This is a genomic window from Streptomyces sp. NPDC042100 (assembly GCF_055582325.1).
This window is the reverse complement of the sequence record NZ_JBVJDK010000001.1, coordinates 328,257-345,815: the sequence shown is the minus strand read 5'-3', so window position 1 is coordinate 345,815 and position 17,559 is coordinate 328,257. Positions and strand designations below refer to the sequence as shown.

Sequence of the window (17,559 nt, the reverse complement as noted above, 5' to 3'; positions counted from 1 at the left end):
CCTCAGCCCCTCAGTCCCATTCCAGGCCGCCGCGCCGCCACACGTAGGCGTAGGCGACGAAGACGGTGAGCACGAAGAGCAGCATCTCCACGAGCCCGAAAAGCCCCAGGGCGTCGAAGGTGACGGCCCAGGGGTAGAGGAAGACGATCTCGATGTCGAAGACGATGAAGAGCATCGCCGTCAGGTAGTACTTGATCGGGAAGCGGCCGCCTCCGGCCGGAGTGGGCGTCGGCTCGATGCCGCACTCGTAGGCCTCAAGTTTTGCCCTGTTGTACCGCTTTGGCCCGATTAGCGTGGCCATGACCACGGAGAAGATCGCAAACCCCGCACCCAGGGCACCGAGCACGAGGACGGGCGCGTACGCATTCACGCTCCTCGCTCCTTCCAGTCGTCCTTGACCGTTGGACCGCACTGCCGGACGCTCCCCGGCACGGAAGATCGCTCCCATGTGAGGCAGTTCACAAGCCCGGCTGCCCCGCATCTTAAGCCCGCCCCTCTGTGATCTGCGACACGGGGTACGCCAACTAGTTTGTGATCTCCACCACCTGACGAACGATCATGAAGTCGGATGAGCGGTGATCTTGCCACGCGAAGCGCCCAGGTGATCACCAGATGTGACATCCGCACCGGAAAACGCTGGTCGGAGGGGGTGGCGCACTATCAAGACATGGGCAGTACAAGCAAATTGGCGACGAGACGCACACGGGTGATAAAGGATCCGCCCATCGCCCGGTCGGGGGGTCGGGCGTACCGGGGTGGACGCGTGCGCCCGTTCACGAGCCCTGATGTGACCTGCGCCACATCGAGAACCGGCCGAAAGAACGGGGCTTGGCCACCGAGGTGAAGAGGTGGTAGGTGACGGGCAATTCGGACTTTTCATTGAAAACACGTGATCAAGGCCCGATCGGACCGTGCCCGTTTTGCCCGTTACGGCGTCAATAAAGGCGCCAAGGAAGCGGATTATGGGCTTCCGAACGTAACTGTGGCGCAACCCACGTTTCTTGAAGGGAACCGGGAAGCCCTGATAGCGGTTGTACCCATGTCCCACACCGCTCACATACCCAGCCACCGGAAGCCCCGCCGCAGTGGCTCGAAGATGGCGCTCCGCGCCAGCGTCGCCACCGGCGTCTTCAGCACCCTCGCGGTGGCCGGCGCCGCTGCCCCGGCGAACGCCGAGCCGGTGACCGAGACGACCCTGGAGATGCCCACCCTGGGCTCGCTCGACGCCGACCTCGTCAGCGCCGTCTCCGCCTCCGCCGAGGCCAGCCAGCAGGAGGCCCTGGCGCAGAGCCTGGAGACCCAGGAGAACGCCGCCCTCAAGAAGGCCGCCGCCGACGCCAAGAAGGCCAAGGCCGAGGCCGACCGCAAGGCCGAGGCCGAGAAGGCCGAGAAGGCCCGCGCCGAGGCCCAGGAGCGCGCCTCCCGCACGGCGTCGCGCACCTCGCTCTCCGCGACGAAGTCGTCCAGCGGCTCCTCCGCCGCCGTCGGCGGCTCGTCCTCCTCGTCCTCCAGCGGCAACTCGCAGGTCGCCACCGGCTCCGCCGCCGCGATCGTGGCCTTCGCCAAGGCCCAGGTCGGCGACGCGTACGTGATGGGCGGCACCGGCCCGAACTCGTGGGACTGCTCGGGCCTCGTCCAGGCCGCCTACCGCGCCGCCGGCATCGACCTGCCGCGTATCTCCGGCGACCAGTCCAGCCGCGGCACCGCCGTCTCGCTGAGCAGCCTCCAGCCGGGCGACATCCTCTACTGGGGCAGCCGCAGCGGCTCGTACCACGTCGCCATCTACGTCGGCGGCGGCAAGTACGTCGGCGCGCAGAACCCGTCGACCGGTGTCGTCGAGCGCTCCCTCGACTGGGACACCCCCTCGGGCGCCGTCCGCATCCTCTGATCGCGGCGCGCCACCCGCACGCGCGAAGGGCCGTCACTCCTCGGGGGAGCGACGGCCCTTCGGCACGCTTTCGGCCATCTTCTACTTACGGAAGACCTCGATCATCCGGGCGTAGCTGTCGCCGCCGTGCCCGGCGGCCACCATCTCCTTCATCATCTCCAGGTGCAGCCTCGGCAGCCGGCCGTCCACACCGCGCTCCTCGCCGGCGTGCAGCAGGTGCGCGACCGACGCCACGTGCACGTCGAGGGTCGCGTCGTCGCCCGGGTACTCCCCCGCGTCGATCTGCTCGGCGTACGTCGTCATGAACCAGGCCATCGTGGTCAGCGAGCGCACCGCCACCGCCGTGAACTCCTTGGCGGACACCCCGTCGGCGCCGGCGACCGCGGTGGAGTGCAGCCAGCCGCCGAAGATCGACCACATCAGGCCCAGCACCCCGGCGTCGTACAGCGAGGCGAGCCCCGCGTCCTCGCCCAGGTCGACCGGGTCGGCGAGGAGCTCCAGGGCCTCGCGGTGCCGCGCGAGGAGGCCCGGACCGCCCGCGTAGAGGATCATGTTGGACCGGTCGCCGATGCCGGGCGGCGTGGTCATGATGCCGCCGTCCAGGTAGCCGATGCCGTGTCCGGCGGCCCAGGCGGCCTCCTCGCGGGCCTGCTCGGGCGAGCCGGAGGTCAGGTTGACCACGGTCCGGCCGCGCAGTTCGGCGGCGACGGGGTCCAGGAGGGTCCGGACCGCCGGGTAGTCGAGGACGCAGACCACGACCAGGTCGCTCGCGGCGACCGCCTCGGCGACGGTCGCGGCGAGGACGGCGCCGCGCTCGACGAGCGGGGCGGCCTTGCCGGGGGTGCGGTTGTAGACGGTGGTGGGGTGGCCGGCGTCGAGGAAGGCGGCCGCGAGGGCGGCGCCCATCTGCCCGAGGCCGATGACGGTCACTGGAGTGCGCTTCGTGCTCATGGCTCCACGCTCTCAATGGCCGGATCCGGCCGACAGGACCAGGACCGCCGCCGTGCGCACGATTCCTGCCATAGGCTCGCCGGCATGAGCATCGGAGTCGTCGCTGTCGTCCTCCACCCCGACGAGCAGGGCCGCATCACCCCCTACGACCTGTACGAACTCTCCACGGTCTCCATGGTGTTCGGAATGCCGCACACGGATCTCGCCGACCCCTGGTACGAGCTGCGGGTGATCGGCCCCGCCCCGTACGGGACCCACGGCCTGGACACTCCCCCGGCCTTCGGCTGGGGGGACGCCCATCTCGCCGCGCTCGCGGGCGCGGACACCGTGATCGTGCCCTCGGTGCCGGACGAGATCGCCGACGGGCGCCGGGAGGTGCCGGCCGAGCTGGTGGCGGCGCTGCGGGCGGCGGACGCGGCCGGGGCGCGGATGGTGTCGATGTGCACGGGCGCCTTCGCGCTGGGCGCCGCCGGGGTGCTGGACGGGCACCGGGCGGTCGTGCACCGGAACTACGCGGCCGCGCTCGCCGCCCGGTATCCGGGGATCACCGTCGACTCCTCGGTCCTCTACACCGACGAGGGCCGGGTGTTCACCGGCGCGGGCGCCGCCGCCGGCCTGGACCTGTGCCTGCACCTGGTGCGGAAGGACCTCGGCGCGGCCGTCGCCGGGGCGCTCGCGGACCGGCTGGTGCTCGGGGCGCACCGCGCGGGGGACCGCCCGCAGTCGGTGGAGGCGCCGCTGCCGCCCGCCGAACGGCCGGACGAGCTGGGCCCGGTGCTGCACTGGGCGCTGGAGCACCTGCACGAGCCGCTGACGGTGGACCGGCTGGCGCGCCGGGCGCGGATGAGCCCGCGCACCTTCCACCGGCGGGTGCGCGAGGCGCACGGCACCACCCCGCTCCAGTGGCTGCTGGAGCAGCGGGTGGCGCGGGCGCAGTCGCTGCTGGAGTCGACGGACCTGCCGGTGGAGCGGGTCGGCGAGCAGAGCGGGCTGGGTTCGGCGGCCAATCTGCGCCGCCACTTCACCCGGACGGTCGGGGTGTCCCCGACCGCCTACCGGGCGGGCTTCACGCCTTCGGGGCCACCTTCGAGAGCCCGTTGATGATGCGGTCCATGGCGTCGCCGCCGGTCGGGTCGGTGAGGTTGGCCAGCATCTTCAGCGTGAACTTCATCAGCAGCGGGTGGGTGAGGCCGCGCTGGGTGGCGATCTTCATGACCTTCGGGTTGCCGATGAGCTTCACGAAGGCGCGGCCCAGCGTGTAGTAGCCGCCGTAGGTGTCCTTGAGGATCTTCGGGTAGTTGTGCAGGGCCAGTTCGCGCTGGGCCGGGGTGGCGCGGGCGTGCGCCTGGACGATGACGTCGGCCGCGATCTGGCCGGACTCCATGGCGTACGCGATGCCCTCGCCGTTGAACGGGTTGACCAGGCCGCCGGCGTCGCCGACGAGCAGCAGGCCCTTGGTGTAGTGCGGCTGGCGGTTGAAGGCCATCGGCAGGGCGGCGCCGCGGATCGGGGTGGTCATGTTGTCCGGGGTGAAGCCCCAGTCCTCGGGCATCGAGGCGCACCAGGCCTTGAGGACCTCGCGCCAGTCCAGCTCCTTGAAGGCGGAGGAGGAGTCGAGGATGCCGAGGCCGACGTTGGAGGTGCCGTCACCCATGCCGAAGATCCAGCCGTAGCCGGGCAGCAGCCGGTCCTGCGGGCCGCGCCGGTCCCACAGCTCCAGCCAGGACTCCAGGTAGTCGTCCTCGTGCCGCGGGGTGGTGAAGTACGTCCGGACGGCGACGCCCATCGGGCGGTCCTCGCGCCGGTGCAGGCCCATCGCGAGGGAGAGCCGGCTGGAGTTGCCGTCGGCGGCGACGACCAGCGGGGCGTGGAAGGTGACCTCGCGCTTCTCCTCGCCGAGCTTGGCGTGGACGCCGGTGATCCGGCCGGTGCGGTCGTCGATGACCGGGGCGCCGACGTTGCAGCGCTCGTAGAGCCGGGCGCCGGCCTTCTGGGCCTGGCGGGCGAGCTGCTCGTCGAAGTCGTCGCGCTTGCGGACCAGTCCGTAGTCCGGGTAGGAGGCGAGATCCGGCCAGTCGAGCTGGAGCCGGACGCCGCCGCCGATGATCCGCAGGCCCTTGTTGCGCAGCCAGCCGGCCTCTTCGGAGATGTCGATGCCCATGGCGACGAGCTGCTTGGTGGCGCGCGGGGTGAGGCCGTCGCCGCAGACCTTCTCGCGGGGGAACGCGGTCTTCTCCAGGAGCAGGACGTCGAGTCCGGCCTTGGCGAGGTAGTACGCGGTGGTCGAGCCGGCCGGGCCCGCCCCGACGACGATCACGTCTGCGCTGTGCTCGGAGAGGGGCTGCTCGGTCACGGCGGATTCTCCCGGAGACTCGACGATGGAGGGCGGTACGGACGTACCGGGGCAGTCTATGGGGGGACGGGAAACGACTGGCTGATGGGCCACCCCCCAGGGCAAGATCACCCCCCGTGACTTCAATTCGCACACACATACGGAGGGGAACGCTGCTCGCGGCCCTCCTCGCGCTGCTCGGCACGGCGTTCCTCGTCCTGCCCGGGAAGGCCGACGCCGTCACCTTCCCCGACTGCCCGGCCGAGCGGTTCTGTCTCTACGAGGGCAGCGGCGGCACCGGCACCCGCACCGACGTCGCCGAGGGCGCCAAGGCCGAGCGCGACGCCGGCACCGTCCTGTCCGTCCAGAACAACACCGGCATGTGGGCCTGCGCCTACGGCAGGGCCGAATACGGCGGCGGCCTCCAGACCGTCAAGCCGGGCGGCGGCGACGAGTACGTCACCGACGGCACCCGCTGGGTCGTCGGCTCGTACAAGCTGGTCCCCACCCGCGCCCTCTGCTTCACCGGCTACGAGCGCTGCCAGAACGGCCAGGTCTGCACCTTCGCCGAGCGCAACGGACGCGGCGCCATGACCGTCCACGAGCCCCGGCTCGACACCGCGACGCGGAACTACGGCAGCAGCTACGGCCCCGAGGCCGCACCCGCCTCCGTGTTCAACCGCACCGCCAAGCACCTCTGCTTCTACCCGAACGCCGACTGGACCGGCGACTGGACCGACGGCGGGCGCGCCTACGGCGCGTACGTCGTGCTGCGCGGCCTCAGCGTCACCGTCCCCAAGCCCTTCGCGGGCACCTTCCGCTCCCACGAACTCGTCGACGGAACCTCGGAGTGCCAGTGACCACGCCCCTGCGCCCGGCCCTCGCCGTCGCCGCCGCCCTCACCGCGACCCTCGCGCTGACCACCTCGAACGCCCCCGCCACCAGCGCGGCCGACCCCGTGCGCACGTTCGCCGAGACCTGGCGGCAGGTCCCGGTGCCCGGCGCCGAGACCCTGCCCGCCGGCATCACGGTCACCAACTGGACCGAGATCGACCCGGGCAAGGACAACCGGACCAGACCCCGGCTGCTGCAGACCGTCGAGATCGACCCGACCACCGCCCCGCTCGACCTGTCGAGCACCGTCGGGGCGGGCGACGGCCTGGCCGAGACGGTCGCCCAGCAGCTCGCCGGGGTCAGCCCGAAGACCGCCCGGCACCCCGTGGCGGGTGTCAACGGCAGCCTGTTCAAGTCCGAGGCGCCGCACCCGGACCTGGCCGCCGCCGGGCCCTCCACCCTCCAGCACATGGGCGTCTCGGTCACCGACGGCGTCCTGCACAGCTCCAGTTGCTGGGGGCGCGGCCAGGGCACCTCGGGCGCCGTCATCCAGTACGGCGTCCCGTACATCACCACGCTGCGCACGGACCTCGGCCTGACCGCGTCCGACGGCTCCACCATGCGCCTCGACGACATCAACCGGGACCCGGGCCGGGCCCGCGGCTGCGGCCGGGACGCGGACGACAAGCTGATGCCCGAGAAGGACGTCAACGGGCAGCGGGGCGTCTACACCGACCCCGACGAGATCGTCCTGTTCACGCCCGACTACACGTACCCGGTGCCCAAGCCCGGCCTCGACGCGTACGTCTCCACCGACGACGACAAGGGCTACGAGGTCGTCCTCGACGCCGCCGGGAAGGTGACGGACGCCCACGAGGACCGCGGCGGCGGCAAGGGCGACCCGAAGGAGGTCATGGTGCCCTCCGGCGGGCGCATCCTCCAGGGCGTCGGCACCGGCGCCGCCTGGCTGCGCGCCCACGCCCCGCGCGACAGCACGCTCAAGGTCTCCCAGACGCTCACCGACACCCGGTTCGACCGGCCGGTCCCGCTGGACCCGTCGGTCGACGTGGTGAGCTCCTTCCACCAGCTGCTGCGCAACGGCGAGATCCCGGCCGGCCTGGCCAACAGCTGCGGGGCCGCCAGCCCCGGCTCCGCCCCGGGCACCGAGATCTGCACCGACTCGCGGGTCGCCCTCGCCACGAACACGCGCGGCCACACGGTCCTCGTGACCCTGACCGGGCAGGTCCAGCCGACCAACGCCACCACCCACGAGGACGGTGCCTGGCTGCCCGCCTTCGCCGCGATCCTGGACGCCGAGGAGCTCGGCCTGATCGACGCGCTCAACCTGGACGGGGGCGGATCGGCGACGCTGATCACCGCGACCACCGCCGGAACCGCGGAGACCGCCACCGTGCGCACCCCGCCGACCGACCGGGCGGGCACCACGTACGTGCACCGGCCGGTGTCCGACGCCGTGTACGCCGGGATCAGCGGCTACGGCATGTACAAGAAGTAGCCGCCGAGAAGGGGCCCGGGGGCTAGGCGTCCTTGAACCCGCGGTGCATCGCGACGATCCCGCCGCTCAGGTTCCGCCAGGCCACCCGCGACCAGCCGGCCTTCCGCATCATGCCCGCGAGGGACGGCTGGTCGGGCCAGGACCGGATGGACTCGGCCAGGTACACGTACGCGTCCGGGTTGGAGGAGACGGCCCGCGCCACCGGCGGCAGGGCGCGCATCAGGTACTCCTCGTACACCGTGCGGAACGGCTTCCAGGTGGCGTGCGAGAACTCGCAGATGACGACCCGGCCGCCGGGCTTGGTCACCCGGTACAGCTCGCGCAGCGCCTGGTCGGTGTCCTGGATGTTGCGCAGCCCGAAGGAGATGGTGACCGCGTCGAAGACGTCGTCGCGGAACGGCAGCTTCGTGCCGTCGCCCGCGGTGAACGGCATCCACGGGTGGTTCCTCTTGCCGACCCGCAGCATCCCCAGCGAGAAGTCGCAGGGCACGACGTACGCCCCGGCGCGCGCGAAGGGCTGCGAGGAGGTCGCGGTGCCGGCGGCCAGGTCCAGGATCTTCTGCGCCGGGCGCGCGTCGACCGCCTTGGCGACCTCCTTGCGCCAGCGCCGGTCCTGACCGAGTGACAGGACGTCGTTGGTGAGGTCGTAGTTCGCCGCCACGTCGTCGAACATCGAGGCGACTTCGTGCGGCTGCTTGTCCAGGGTGGCGCGGGTCACCGGCGTTCGCCTCACTTGGTTCGTTTGGTTCGGTACGGGTCTGCGCTGTGCGCTGTCGTTACGCCCGCATTGTCGCAGGACGCGGGGGTCCGCCGTCAGCGGGCCCGGTAGACCAGCCGCCCGGCGATGACCGTGGCCACGCAGGTGGCGGGGCCCCGCCGGACCAGCTCCGCCCGGTCGGCCACGTCGAAGACGGCGAACCGGGCCGGGCCGCCCGCCCGCAGCGCGGGCAGCAGCACCAGCGGGCTCGGGGTGAGCGACGGCGGCCCCGGCAGGCTCGGCGGGCGCTGCCCCACGGCGAGCCCGGCCCTGCGCACCGCGTCGGCGGCGGCCCGGCTCCGCAGCTCCCCGCCGACGGCGACCGCGCCGTGCGCGAGCAGCCGCTGCACGCCCCGGCGCGCCGAGGCGCCCCGGCGGGCGGGGTCCGACTCGAAGAGCTCGTGCGCCCGCTCCCCCGTGATCGGCTCGGTGCCGAGCGACCCGGCCTCCCGGGGGTCCGGGTGGTAGGTCGCCTCCAGCAGCTCGGGCCCGTACGGGTTGAGCAGTCCGGGCGTGAGGATGCCGGGCCAGCGGCGCAGCCGGGCGTCCTGGTGCGCCTCGGCCAACTCCTCGTACGGGCCGACGGCCGCGATGACCGGGCCGTCGACGAGGACGGCGAGCTCGGGGGAGGCGTCGGCGGCGTGCAGGGTGGGCATCGGGGCCCTTCTCAGCGGGCGTCGAGGAGCTTCAGCTCGGGGTGGGCCGTGCCGCCCTCGATCGCGATGGACGAGATGTGCGAGGCCACGCGCTCGTCCACCGGGTCGTTCGCCGGGTCGTCGTGGACGACCAGGTGCTCGTACGTGGTGGAGCGCTGCGCGGGGACGCGGTCCGCGGTGCGGATCATGTCGATCATCTCGCGCAGGTTGGAGCGGTGCTTGGCGCCGGCGGAGGACACGACGTTCTCCTCCAGCATGATCGAGCCGAGGTCGTCGGCGCCGTAGTGCAGCGTGAGCTGGCCGATCTCCTTGCCCGTGGTGAGCCAGGAGCCCTGGATGTGGGCCACGTTGTCCAGGAAGAGGCGGGCGATCGAGATCATCCGCAGGTACTCGAAGAGGGTCGCCTGGGTGCGCCCCTTCAGGTGGTTGTTCTCGGGCTGGTACGTGTAGGGGATGAAGGCCCGGAAGCCGCCCGTCCGGTCCTGCGTGTCGCGGATCATCCGCAGGTGCTCGATGCGCTCGGCGTTGGTCTCGCCGGTGCCCATGAGCATGGTGGAGGTCGACTCGACACCCAGCCCGTGGGCGATCTCCATGATCTCCAGCCAGCGCTCGCCGCTCTCCTTCAGCGGGGCGATCGCCTTGCGCGGGCGGGCCGGCAGCAGCTCGGCGCCGGCGCCCGCGAAGGAGTCGAGGCCCGCCGCGTGGATGCGGGTGACGGCCTCCTCGACGGAGACCTTGGAGATCCGGGCCATGTGCTCGACCTCGGAGGCGCCGAGGGAGTGGATGACCAGCTGCGGGAAGTCCTTCTTGATGGCGGCGAAGTGCTTCTCGTAGTACTCGACGCCGAAGTCGGGGTGGTGGCCGCCCTGGAACATGATCTGGGTGCCGCCGAGCTCCACGGTCTCCGCGCAGCGGCGCAGGATGTCGTCGAGGTCGCGGGTCCAGCCCTTGTCGGTGTCCTTGGGGGCCGCGTAGAAGGCGCAGAAGCGGCACGCCGTCACACAGACGTTCGTGTAGTTGATGTTGCGCTCGATGATGTACGTCGCGATGTGCTCGGTCCCCGCGTAGCGGCGGCGGCGCACCGCGTCGGCGGCGGCGCCCAGCGCGTGCAGCGGCGCCGAGCGGTACAGGTCGAGCGCCTCCTCGGGGGTGATCCGGCCGCCGGCTGCGGCACGGTCGAGAACGGACTGGAGCGCGGCCTTCTCGGTCACCGGGTGTCCCTTTCGGAGGCTGCGCCCGCGCGGGCGGGCGCGGGCGGGTACGGACCGAACCAGCCTACGTCAGCCTCTTCCGGCGGATTCGTGCCGGTCCCGAGCCAACCGAACGCGCGTCGGAACCCTCTCCTTCTCCGGAATCCACCCGAAGCACCGGAGCCCGCCATGAACCGTCGCAAGCTGTCCAGGACCCTCACGGCCGTCCTCGCCGTCGGCGCCGCGCTCTCGCTGGTCGCCGGCTGCTCCGACGAGGGGGACCCGATCTCCTTCGACACCCCGCGCAGCGACAAGCCCGCCCAGCGCCAGGCCGTCCAGCGGCACAAGCCCGGCCAGGGCATCGGCACCGCCGTGCCGGAGACCGTGTTCCCCACCGGGCCCACGTCCTCCTTCACCGTGCAGCGGGACCTGCCGGACGGCACCAAGATCGCCCTCACGGAGCTGCACGGCGAGAAGTCCGGCTTCACCGGCCGGGTCTGGGTGTGGGCGCCGAAGCAGTATTTCGACCCCGCCTACGCGAACAGCGGCTTCCCCGTCCTGATCGCCCTCCCGGGTGGAAAGGGCTTTCCCACGAACTACTGGACGGGTAAGGGGATCGATCTCCCGGGGCACATCAGCACCTGGGTCGACGAGGGAAAGAGCAAGCCGTTCATCGTCGTGATGCCTGTTCTCAATCCGGACGCCCAGTTCTACTACGACGGAAGTGATATTCCGGGCCAACCGAAAATGGGCACCTGGCTGACCGAGGACGTGCCGGATTTCGCGCGGGCGAATTTCCGCACCTTCAAGTCGCGCGACGGCTGGGCCTTCATGGGGTCCTCTTCGGGCGGATTCGCCGGACTCAAGGCGGTGCTCCAGAAGCCGGACAAGTTCAAGGCGGTCATCGCCTCCGGTCCCGACACCGTGCCGGACTCCCCGTTGTGGAAGGGGCACGCCAAGGAGATGCGGGAGAACAACCCCGAGCTGCTGGCCGCCGCGCTCGGACAGAAGCCGGACATCCCGGCGAACCAGGTCTTCATCGGCTTCCAGATCGGCACGAAGGAGTCGGGCATGAGGAACCTGCGCTCGTTCATGCACCGCTTCGGCAAGGGGCCGGTGAAGACCCGCCTGGAGGTCATCCAGGACGGCGAGCACAACGCCCGCTCCTACATGCGGGGCATGGACGACGGGACGATGGCCTGGATCAGCGAGCGGATCCAGGGCCCCATCCCGTCGACGGTCTGAGTCAGCGGCTCCCGAGCAGTTCCACCCGTACGTCGGCGGGGAAGCCGGTCGTCGGGCCGGTCCTGCGGGCGAACTCGCGCACGCCGGCGAGCTGCTCGGGCCCGAAGCGGAAGTCCAGGGTGCGGAAGTAGCGCTCCAGGAGCTCCGCGTCGAACGCCTCCCAGCGGGCCGCCTGCTCCGCCACCTTGGTGACCTCCTCCAGGGAGAGGTCGCGCGAGGCGAGGAAGGCCCGGTGGACGTCCCGCACGGTCTCCGGCTCGCGGGCCAGGAAGTCCTTGCGGGCCGCCCAGACGGCGAAGACGAACGGCAGGCCCGTCCACTCCTTCCACATCAGGCCCAGGTCGTGGACCTGGAGCCCGAGCCGGGGCGCCTCGTGCAGGGAGGCCCGCAGGGCCGCGTCGCCGATCAGCACCGCGGCCTCCGCCTCCTGCATCATCAGGCCGAGGTCGGGTGGGCACGTGTAGTAGTCGGGGCGCACCCCGTAGCGGTCGGCGAGCAGCAGCTGCGCCAGGCGCACGGAGGTGCGCGAGGTGGAGCCGAGGGCGACCCGGGCGCCGTCCAGCCGGTCCAGGGGCCGCTGGGAGACGATCACGCAGGACATCACGGGTCCGTCGCAGCCCACGGCGATGTCGGGCAGGGCGACCAGCTCGTCCGCGTGGCGGAGGTATTCCACGAGGGTGATCGGGCCGATGTCGAGATCGCCCCGCACGAGCTGCTCGCTGAGCTTCTCCGGGGAGTCCTTCGTCAGCTCCAGGTCGAGGAGGGTTCCGGTACGGGCCAGGCCCCAGTAGAGGGGCAGGCAGTTCAGGAACTGGATGTGCCCGACGCGGGGCCGGCTGCGCTGGTGGTCATCGGTTGCATTGTCCACATCGCGAGACTAGTCCCGTCCCGCCGGAAGTGCGGCGCCGGGGCGGCCCGGCCGTCCGTCTCGGACATCCGTCCGAGACCTCGTGGAACCTTCGTGGATCTCCGCGTCAGCACGTCAGGGGGTTTCAAACATGCGGGTGACGTGATCTCTCCCTCTATCGCCGCGAGCACTCTGCGTGCTAAGCTCAACGCAAGTTGCAGTTTGGTTTCCCTTGCAGTACAGAGCCTGCGGAGCATGTAACCCGCAGGCTTTTGTAGTTTTCAGACTTGGTTGCAGGTTCTGGAGCAGGGCGACCCTTTGGCCCATAGGAGGGCTCATGGCTACCGGAACCGTCAAGTGGTTCAACGCTGAAAAGGGCTTTGGCTTCATCGCCCAGGAAGGCGGCGGCCCGGATGTCTTCGTCCACTACTCCGCGATCAACGCGTCTGGCTTCCGCTCCCTCGAGGAGAACCAGGCCGTGAACTTCGACGTCACGCAGGGCCCGAAGGGTCCGCAGGCGGAGAACGTCACCCCGGTCTAAGTGACCCGGGTCGACTAATCGCGATCTCTAGAGCTGTACCCAAGGAGCCCCGCTCCGTGCGCGCGAGCGCACGGAGCGGGGCTCCTGCCGTTTCCGGCGGCTTCGGACGGCGCAGCCGTACGCTGGACACATGACCGAACGGAAACCGCCTGGAGTCAGCTTCGAGTCGTTCGTGGACAAGCAGATCCGCGAGGCGACGGAGCGCGGGGAGTTCCGCGCACTGAAGGGCTTCGGAAAGCCGCTGGAGGACGACACCGCGCCCTACGACGCGCTGTGGTGGATCAAGCAGAAGATGCACCGCGAGGGCGCCGCCGTGCTGCCGCCGGCGCTGGCCCTGCGCAAGGAGGCCGAGGACGCGGTGGAGGCGGCGCGGGCGGCCGTCTCCGAGACGCAGTTGCGGCGGATCCTGGGCGAGATCAACACGAAGATCGCCGAGGCCCTGGTCCGCCCGCCGGCGGGCCCGCCGCTGAACCTGAAGCCCTTCGACGTCGAGGCGATGGCGGCGGAGTGGCGGACGGGGCGCCCGCCCGGAGGCTCGTGAACCGCACCGGGAGCGTGCGGCTCCTCGCGGACCTGGAGGGCCGGTTCGCGTGACGCGCGCCACCGCGCGGACACCCCCCAGGTCCATGCCCCCCGCAACCAAGTGGGCGCCCCACGCGTCCACTTGACGCGTACTCATCTACGCTGAGCGCGACAGGCACAGGGGCACACGCATACGACCTGGGGGAGTCGGACCGCATGAGCGAGAGCGCCAAGCGCGACGGGGGCGGCAAGCGCGACAGGAACGCCGGCGGCATGGAGCCGCTCGGCTCCGGGGACCCCCGGCAGATCGGGCCGTACCGGCTGCTGGGGCGGCTCGGCGCCGGGGGCATGGGGCGGGTGTTCCTGGCCCGCTCCGAGGGCGGCCGGACCGTGGCCGTGAAGGTCGTGCACGAGGAGCACGCGCAGGACCCGCAGTTCCGGGCCCGCTTCCGGCGCGAGGTCGAGGCCGTGCGGAAGGTCGGCGAGCACTACACCGCGCCGGTCCTCGACGCCGACCCCGAGGCCGAACGCCCCTGGGTGGCCACCGGCTTCGTGCCGGGCCCCTCCCTGGAGCAGGTCGTACGCGACCACGGGCCGCTGCCCGCCGACTCGGTCCTCGCCCTCGCCGGGGGGCTGCTGCGGGCCCTGGAGGGCATCCACGGGGCGGGCATCCTGCACCGGGACCTCAAGCCGTCCAACGTGATGCTGACCGTCGAGGGCCCCCGGGTCATCGACTTCGGCATCGCGCGCGCCCTGGAGCCCTCCGTCGAGTCGCTGCTCACCAGCACCGGCATGGTGGTCGGCTCCCCCGGCTTCATGGCCCCCGAGCAGGTCCGCGGCGAGTCCCTGGGGCCCGCCGCCGACGTCTTCGCGCTCGGCTGCGTGCTGATGTACGCGGCCACCGGGCGGCTGCCCTTCGGGCACGGGGCGAGCAACCAGCACGCGATCATGTTCCAGATCGTGGAGGCCGAACCGGAGCTCGACCGGATCGCCTCCGAGCCGCTGCGCGCCTTCGTCGGGCGTTGCCTCACCAAGGACCCGGCCGCCCGGCCCGGCATCGACGCCCTGCTCGCCGACCCCGCCCTGACGGACGGCGCGGCGGAGGCGGCCCTGGCCGGGGACGACTGGCTGCCGCCCGCGCTGGTCGCCCGCCTCGCCCGCCAGGCCGCCCGGCTGCTGGACGTCGAGGCGCTCAGCGAGGAGCTGGCCCAGGAGGCCCAGGAGGCGGAGGCGCGCGCGGCGGGGGCGCCGGACACCGGGACCCTCGGGCTGCTGCCCGAGTCGGGCACCTCCGGCACCCCCGGCACCTCCGGAGCGGCCACCCCGCCCGGCACACCCGTCACACCCGTCACACCCGTCGCCTCCCCCGGTCCCCGTCGCGCCTCCCGGGTCTGGGCCGTCGTCGCCGCCGTCTTCGTGGTCCTCGGCGTCAGCGGCACGGTCGTGAAGCTGATCGACGACAACGCCAGGGCCCGGGACCTCCAGGGCGCCCCCGGCACGAGCGGCAGCACCCCGCCCGGCACGGCCGGCGGCCCCTCCACCGGAGCCACCTCGACCGGGCCGGGCACCGGCACGGGCCCGGCGACGACCGCCCCGGCCACCGGCACCCCGACCCAGGCCGTCCCGCCGCCCGGCGGGCCCGGGGGCGGCGCGGGCGGGGCCGGAGGCGCGGGCGGCGCGGGCGGCTCCTCGTCCGGCGGCTCCTCCGGCGGCTCCTCGGGAGGCTCCTCCGGCGGCTCCTCGGGAGGCTCCTCCGGCGGCTCTTCGGGCGGCTCGTCCGGGGGCTCCTCCGGCGGGTCCTCGGGCGGTTCCTCCGGCGGTACGGCGACCAAGCCGCCCGCCACCACCACCGCGCCCAAGCCGAAGCCCCCGGCCACCGTCGACAACCGCGTCCCGTCGGCCTTCGTCGGCACCTGGAAGTACACCGCGCAGTTCAACATCAACCAGCCCCACACGGTGTACATCTACCGGGTCGCCCCCGGCCAGATCGCGGCGAAGCTGATCACCGACATACAGAACGGCGTGCACTGCGAGCAGGTGGCCCGGCTGGTCTCGGTCAGCGACGGCGGCAGCCGGATCAACCTCGGGACCGCCGTCCTGGACCAGGCGCGCTCCAACAGCCTCTGCCAGGACGACGACCCGTCGTTCTTCGCGCTCACCGCCCCGACCGGCATCCGCCACGACGTGGGCCCCGCGCACGGCGACGGCTACCACTACGAGCGGACCGGCTGACCCTCCGGCTCCGGCGGCCGAGCGGCCGCCCGGACCCGACACCCGTACCGTCCGGCTCCGTCCGGGTGAATTCCGCCCGTGCGGCGCCGGTCGGGGCCGGGGCACGCGGCGGCGGGGCGGAGGGTGGCCCCATGAAAAGCTCCGACCTGCTGCTCGACGCGTTCGTCCGGATCCAGGAGACCGTGCACGAGGCCGTCGAGGGCCTGACGGAGGAGGAGCTGGCGGTCCGGCCCGACGCCGACGCCAACTCGGTCGCCTGGCTCGTCTGGCACCTGGCCCGCATCCAGGACGACCACGTCGCCGACGCCTTCGGCACCGCGCAGCTGTGGTCCGCCGAGGGCTGGGCGGACCGCTTCGGCCTGCCCTTCCCCGAGGCGGACACCGGTTACGGGCACGACCGCGCGCAGGTCGCCGCCGTCCGGGCCCCGGCGGAGCTGCTGCTGGCCTACTACGACGCCGTGCACGCCCGCACGGTCGCCCACGTCGGCTCGGTCACCGCCGCCGAGCTGGACAGGGTCGTGGACACCCGCTGGGACCCGCCGGTCACGCTGGGCGTCCGGCTGGTCAGCGTGCTGACGGACGACAACCAGCACGCGGGCCAGGCGGCGTACGTCCGGGGCCTGGTCGAGCGGCGCTGACGGAGCCGACGGCGCTCGCGGGCGCCCCGTGCGCCCCTCCCTCTCCAGGGTCACCTTCCGTGACCGATCACGCCGCACGGCCGTTGGCCGGGCGTGAACACCACGGTCCCCCGCGCGTTCGCCGCCGCCCAGGCTCCGGCCCGGACGGCCTAGACGGCAGGACGTAAGGAAGGCCGAACGGCCGGACACCACGAGGGCGGTGTCCGGCCGTTCGGCCGCGCGCGCGGAGTTCTCGGCTTTCCCCGGCCGTCCTCAGTCGCCCTCCGGGGCGCCGACCGCGCCCATCAGGGCCTGGATCGCGTCGACCGCGCTGCCGTCGTGGTCGCTGCCGACGGTCCCGGTCCCGCCGAACTGGAAGTTGGCCGCCCGGTCCACCTCCAGGATCGAGTCCGCCTGCGAGTTGTCGATGACGGTCACCAGGCTGCCGGCCATGGCGGGCGCGGCGGTCGCCGCCAGCAGGACGGCGGCCAGCCCGAGCGCCTTCGGTACGGCGCGGATCACGCGCCCACCCGCGCGGGGGCGTCGTGGTGGCGGCTGATGTTCCGTTCCAGCAGCCGGGTCGAGGCGGCGACGCCGATGCCGTCGGCCGGGTCGAAGGACGGCAGCCGCCCGTCGGCCGCCTTGAGCTCGGCGAGCGCCGAGTCCATCGCGCGGTGCGCCGCGAACAGGCAGGGGGTGCTGTAGATGGCCACGTCCACGCCGAGCTCGGAGAGCTCCGGGAGCGACAGGCGCGGGGACTTGCCGCCCGCGATCTGGTTGAACAGCAGCGGCTTGTCCCCGACGACGTCCCGGATCCGCCGGATCCACTCGACGCTCCGCACCCCGTCCACGAGGACCACGTCCGCCTCGGTCGCCGCCAGCGCCTTCGCCCGCCGCAGGATGTCCGCCTCGTCCGTCGCGTCCGTACGGGCCACCACGACGAGGTCCCGCCGGGTGGCCAGCACCATCTCCAGCTTGGCCAGGTACTCGTCCAGCGGCAGCACCTGCTTGCCGTCCGCGTGCCCGCAGCGCCGGGGCCGCTTCTGGTCCTCCAGGATCACCCCCGACGCCCCGATCCGCTCCAGCCGCTCCACGACGTGGCAGGCGACCTCGGGGTCCACGTAGCCGTCGTCGATGTCCACCAGCAGGTGCTGCCCCGGGAACGCGCCGCGCAGCCGCTCCACGAAGGCGACCATGTCGGGCCAGGCGATGAAGCCGATGTCCGGCAGCCCGTAGTACGAGGCGGCGAAGCCGAAGCCGGAGACGAACATCCCGTCGTAGTGGTCGGCGGCGACCGACGCCGAGTACATGTCGTACACGCCGATCAGGGGTGTCGTCCCGGGCGCCGCGATCTGTTCGCGCAGAAGACTTCCGTAGCTGTTCAAGGTCGTGCTCCTCGTCATCTCGGGGAAAACGGCAGAGGACGGGGCG

At 72.1% G+C, this 17,559-nt stretch carries 18 protein-coding genes; 9 read left to right on the top strand and 9 right to left on the bottom strand.

The annotated features are described in order from the left end of the window. Window positions 1–10 precede the first annotated feature (10 nt). Window positions 11–370 carry an NADH-quinone oxidoreductase subunit A gene (locus ACZ6J5_RS01660; RefSeq protein WP_019888619.1) on the bottom strand — a complete coding sequence of 120 codons (360 nt, stop codon included), beginning with the start codon at window positions 368–370 and terminating at the stop codon, window positions 11–13. A 669-nt stretch (window positions 371–1,039) separates the two neighbouring features. Between ACZ6J5_RS01660 and ACZ6J5_RS01655 the strand changes: the two genes are divergently transcribed. Further along, complete coding sequence (locus tag ACZ6J5_RS01655) at window positions 1,040–1,888, top strand: C40 family peptidase (RefSeq protein ID WP_469386578.1); 849 nt, start codon at window positions 1,040–1,042, stop codon at window positions 1,886–1,888. Between the two features lie 81 nt (window positions 1,889–1,969). Here the strand turns inward: ACZ6J5_RS01655 and ACZ6J5_RS01650 are convergent, their stop codons facing one another. Next, on the bottom strand, window positions 1,970–2,839 hold the full coding sequence (locus tag ACZ6J5_RS01650; RefSeq protein WP_469386576.1) for an NAD(P)-dependent oxidoreductase: 870 nt from the start codon (window positions 2,837–2,839) through the stop codon (window positions 1,970–1,972). An 84-nt stretch (window positions 2,840–2,923) separates the two neighbouring features. Between ACZ6J5_RS01650 and ACZ6J5_RS01645 the strand changes: the two genes are divergently transcribed. Beyond that, complete coding sequence (locus tag ACZ6J5_RS01645) at window positions 2,924–3,940, top strand: GlxA family transcriptional regulator (RefSeq protein ID WP_469386574.1); 1,017 nt, start codon at window positions 2,924–2,926, stop codon at window positions 3,938–3,940. Here the strand turns inward: ACZ6J5_RS01645 and ACZ6J5_RS01640 are convergent. Then, complete coding sequence (locus ACZ6J5_RS01640) at window positions 3,906–5,192, bottom strand: geranylgeranyl reductase family protein (protein WP_469386572.1); 1,287 nt, start codon at window positions 5,190–5,192, stop codon at window positions 3,906–3,908. The two genes, ACZ6J5_RS01645 and ACZ6J5_RS01640, sit on opposite strands and share 35 nt — an antisense overlap. Window positions 5,193–5,308: 116 nt before the next feature. On the opposite strand from ACZ6J5_RS01640, the gene ACZ6J5_RS01635 reads away from it, so the two are divergent. After that, window positions 5,309–6,031 carry a peptidase inhibitor family I36 protein gene (locus ACZ6J5_RS01635; protein WP_469386570.1) on the top strand — a complete coding sequence of 241 codons (723 nt, stop codon included), beginning with the start codon at window positions 5,309–5,311 and terminating at the stop codon, window positions 6,029–6,031. Then, window positions 6,028–7,521, top strand: a complete 1,494-nt coding sequence (locus ACZ6J5_RS01630; protein WP_469386568.1) for a phosphodiester glycosidase family protein — start codon at window positions 6,028–6,030, stop codon at window positions 7,519–7,521. The genes ACZ6J5_RS01635 and ACZ6J5_RS01630 overlap by 4 nt, the downstream gene beginning before the upstream one ends. Before the next feature lie 22 nt (window positions 7,522–7,543). On the opposite strand, the gene ACZ6J5_RS01625 is transcribed toward ACZ6J5_RS01630, so the two are convergent. The 3 genes from ACZ6J5_RS01625 to mqnC form a co-directional block, all read right to left on the bottom strand. After that, window positions 7,544–8,239 (bottom strand): demethylmenaquinone methyltransferase, encoded by a 696-nt coding sequence (locus ACZ6J5_RS01625; protein ID WP_469386566.1) that lies wholly within the window; start codon window positions 8,237–8,239, stop codon window positions 7,544–7,546. A gap of 95 nt (window positions 8,240–8,334) precedes the next feature. Further along, window positions 8,335–8,934 carry an imidazolonepropionase-like domain-containing protein gene (locus ACZ6J5_RS01620; RefSeq protein WP_469386564.1) on the bottom strand — a complete coding sequence of 200 codons (600 nt, stop codon included), beginning with the start codon at window positions 8,932–8,934 and terminating at the stop codon, window positions 8,335–8,337. 11 nt (window positions 8,935–8,945) lie between these two features. Beyond that, window positions 8,946–10,145 carry a cyclic dehypoxanthinyl futalosine synthase gene (gene mqnC / locus ACZ6J5_RS01615; protein WP_362468319.1) on the bottom strand — a complete coding sequence of 400 codons (1,200 nt, stop codon included), beginning with the start codon at window positions 10,143–10,145 and terminating at the stop codon, window positions 8,946–8,948. A 168-nt stretch (window positions 10,146–10,313) separates the two neighbouring features. Here mqnC and ACZ6J5_RS01610 point away from each other — a divergent pair, with 168 nt between their 5' ends. Continuing rightward, entirely contained in the window at window positions 10,314–11,369 is a 1,056-nt protein-coding gene (locus ACZ6J5_RS01610; RefSeq protein WP_469386562.1) for an alpha/beta hydrolase, read from the top strand. Window position 11,370: 1 nt separating this feature from the next. On the opposite strand, the gene ACZ6J5_RS01605 is transcribed toward ACZ6J5_RS01610, so the two are convergent. Continuing rightward, window positions 11,371–12,237, bottom strand: coding sequence for a menaquinone biosynthetic enzyme MqnA/MqnD family protein (locus ACZ6J5_RS01605; protein ID WP_469386560.1), 867 nt, complete (start codon window positions 12,235–12,237; stop codon window positions 11,371–11,373). A gap of 316 nt (window positions 12,238–12,553) precedes the next feature. Here ACZ6J5_RS01605 and ACZ6J5_RS01600 point away from each other — a divergent pair, with 316 nt between their 5' ends. The 4 genes from ACZ6J5_RS01600 (at window position 12,554) to ACZ6J5_RS01585 (ending at window position 16,149) form a co-directional block, all read left to right on the top strand. Beyond that, window positions 12,554–12,757: a cold-shock protein gene (locus ACZ6J5_RS01600; RefSeq protein ID WP_100836743.1), complete on the top strand. Its 204-nt coding sequence runs from the start codon at window positions 12,554–12,556 to the stop codon at window positions 12,755–12,757. Window positions 12,758–12,887: 130 nt separating this feature from the next. Further along, window positions 12,888–13,298 (top strand): DnaJ family domain-containing protein, encoded by a 411-nt coding sequence (locus ACZ6J5_RS01595; protein WP_469386558.1) that lies wholly within the window; start codon window positions 12,888–12,890, stop codon window positions 13,296–13,298. 197 nt (window positions 13,299–13,495) lie between these two features. After that, entirely contained in the window at window positions 13,496–15,511 is a 2,016-nt protein-coding gene (locus tag ACZ6J5_RS01590; protein ID WP_469386556.1) for a serine/threonine-protein kinase, read from the top strand. 131 nt (window positions 15,512–15,642) lie between these two features. After that, a complete protein-coding gene (locus tag ACZ6J5_RS01585; protein ID WP_469386554.1) occupies window positions 15,643–16,149 on the top strand; it encodes a mycothiol transferase in 507 nt (168 codons plus the stop codon). A 252-nt stretch (window positions 16,150–16,401) separates the two neighbouring features. Here ACZ6J5_RS01585 and ACZ6J5_RS01580 read toward each other — a convergent pair whose 3' ends face one another. Continuing rightward, window positions 16,402–16,650: a hypothetical protein gene (locus tag ACZ6J5_RS01580; protein ID WP_469386553.1), complete on the bottom strand. Its 249-nt coding sequence runs from the start codon at window positions 16,648–16,650 to the stop codon at window positions 16,402–16,404. Next, entirely contained in the window at window positions 16,647–17,513 is an 867-nt protein-coding gene (locus tag ACZ6J5_RS01575) for an isocitrate lyase/PEP mutase family protein (RefSeq protein ID WP_469386551.1), read from the bottom strand. Before ACZ6J5_RS01575 ends, ACZ6J5_RS01580 begins: the two co-directional genes overlap by 4 nt. Window positions 17,514–17,559 lie beyond the last annotated feature (46 nt).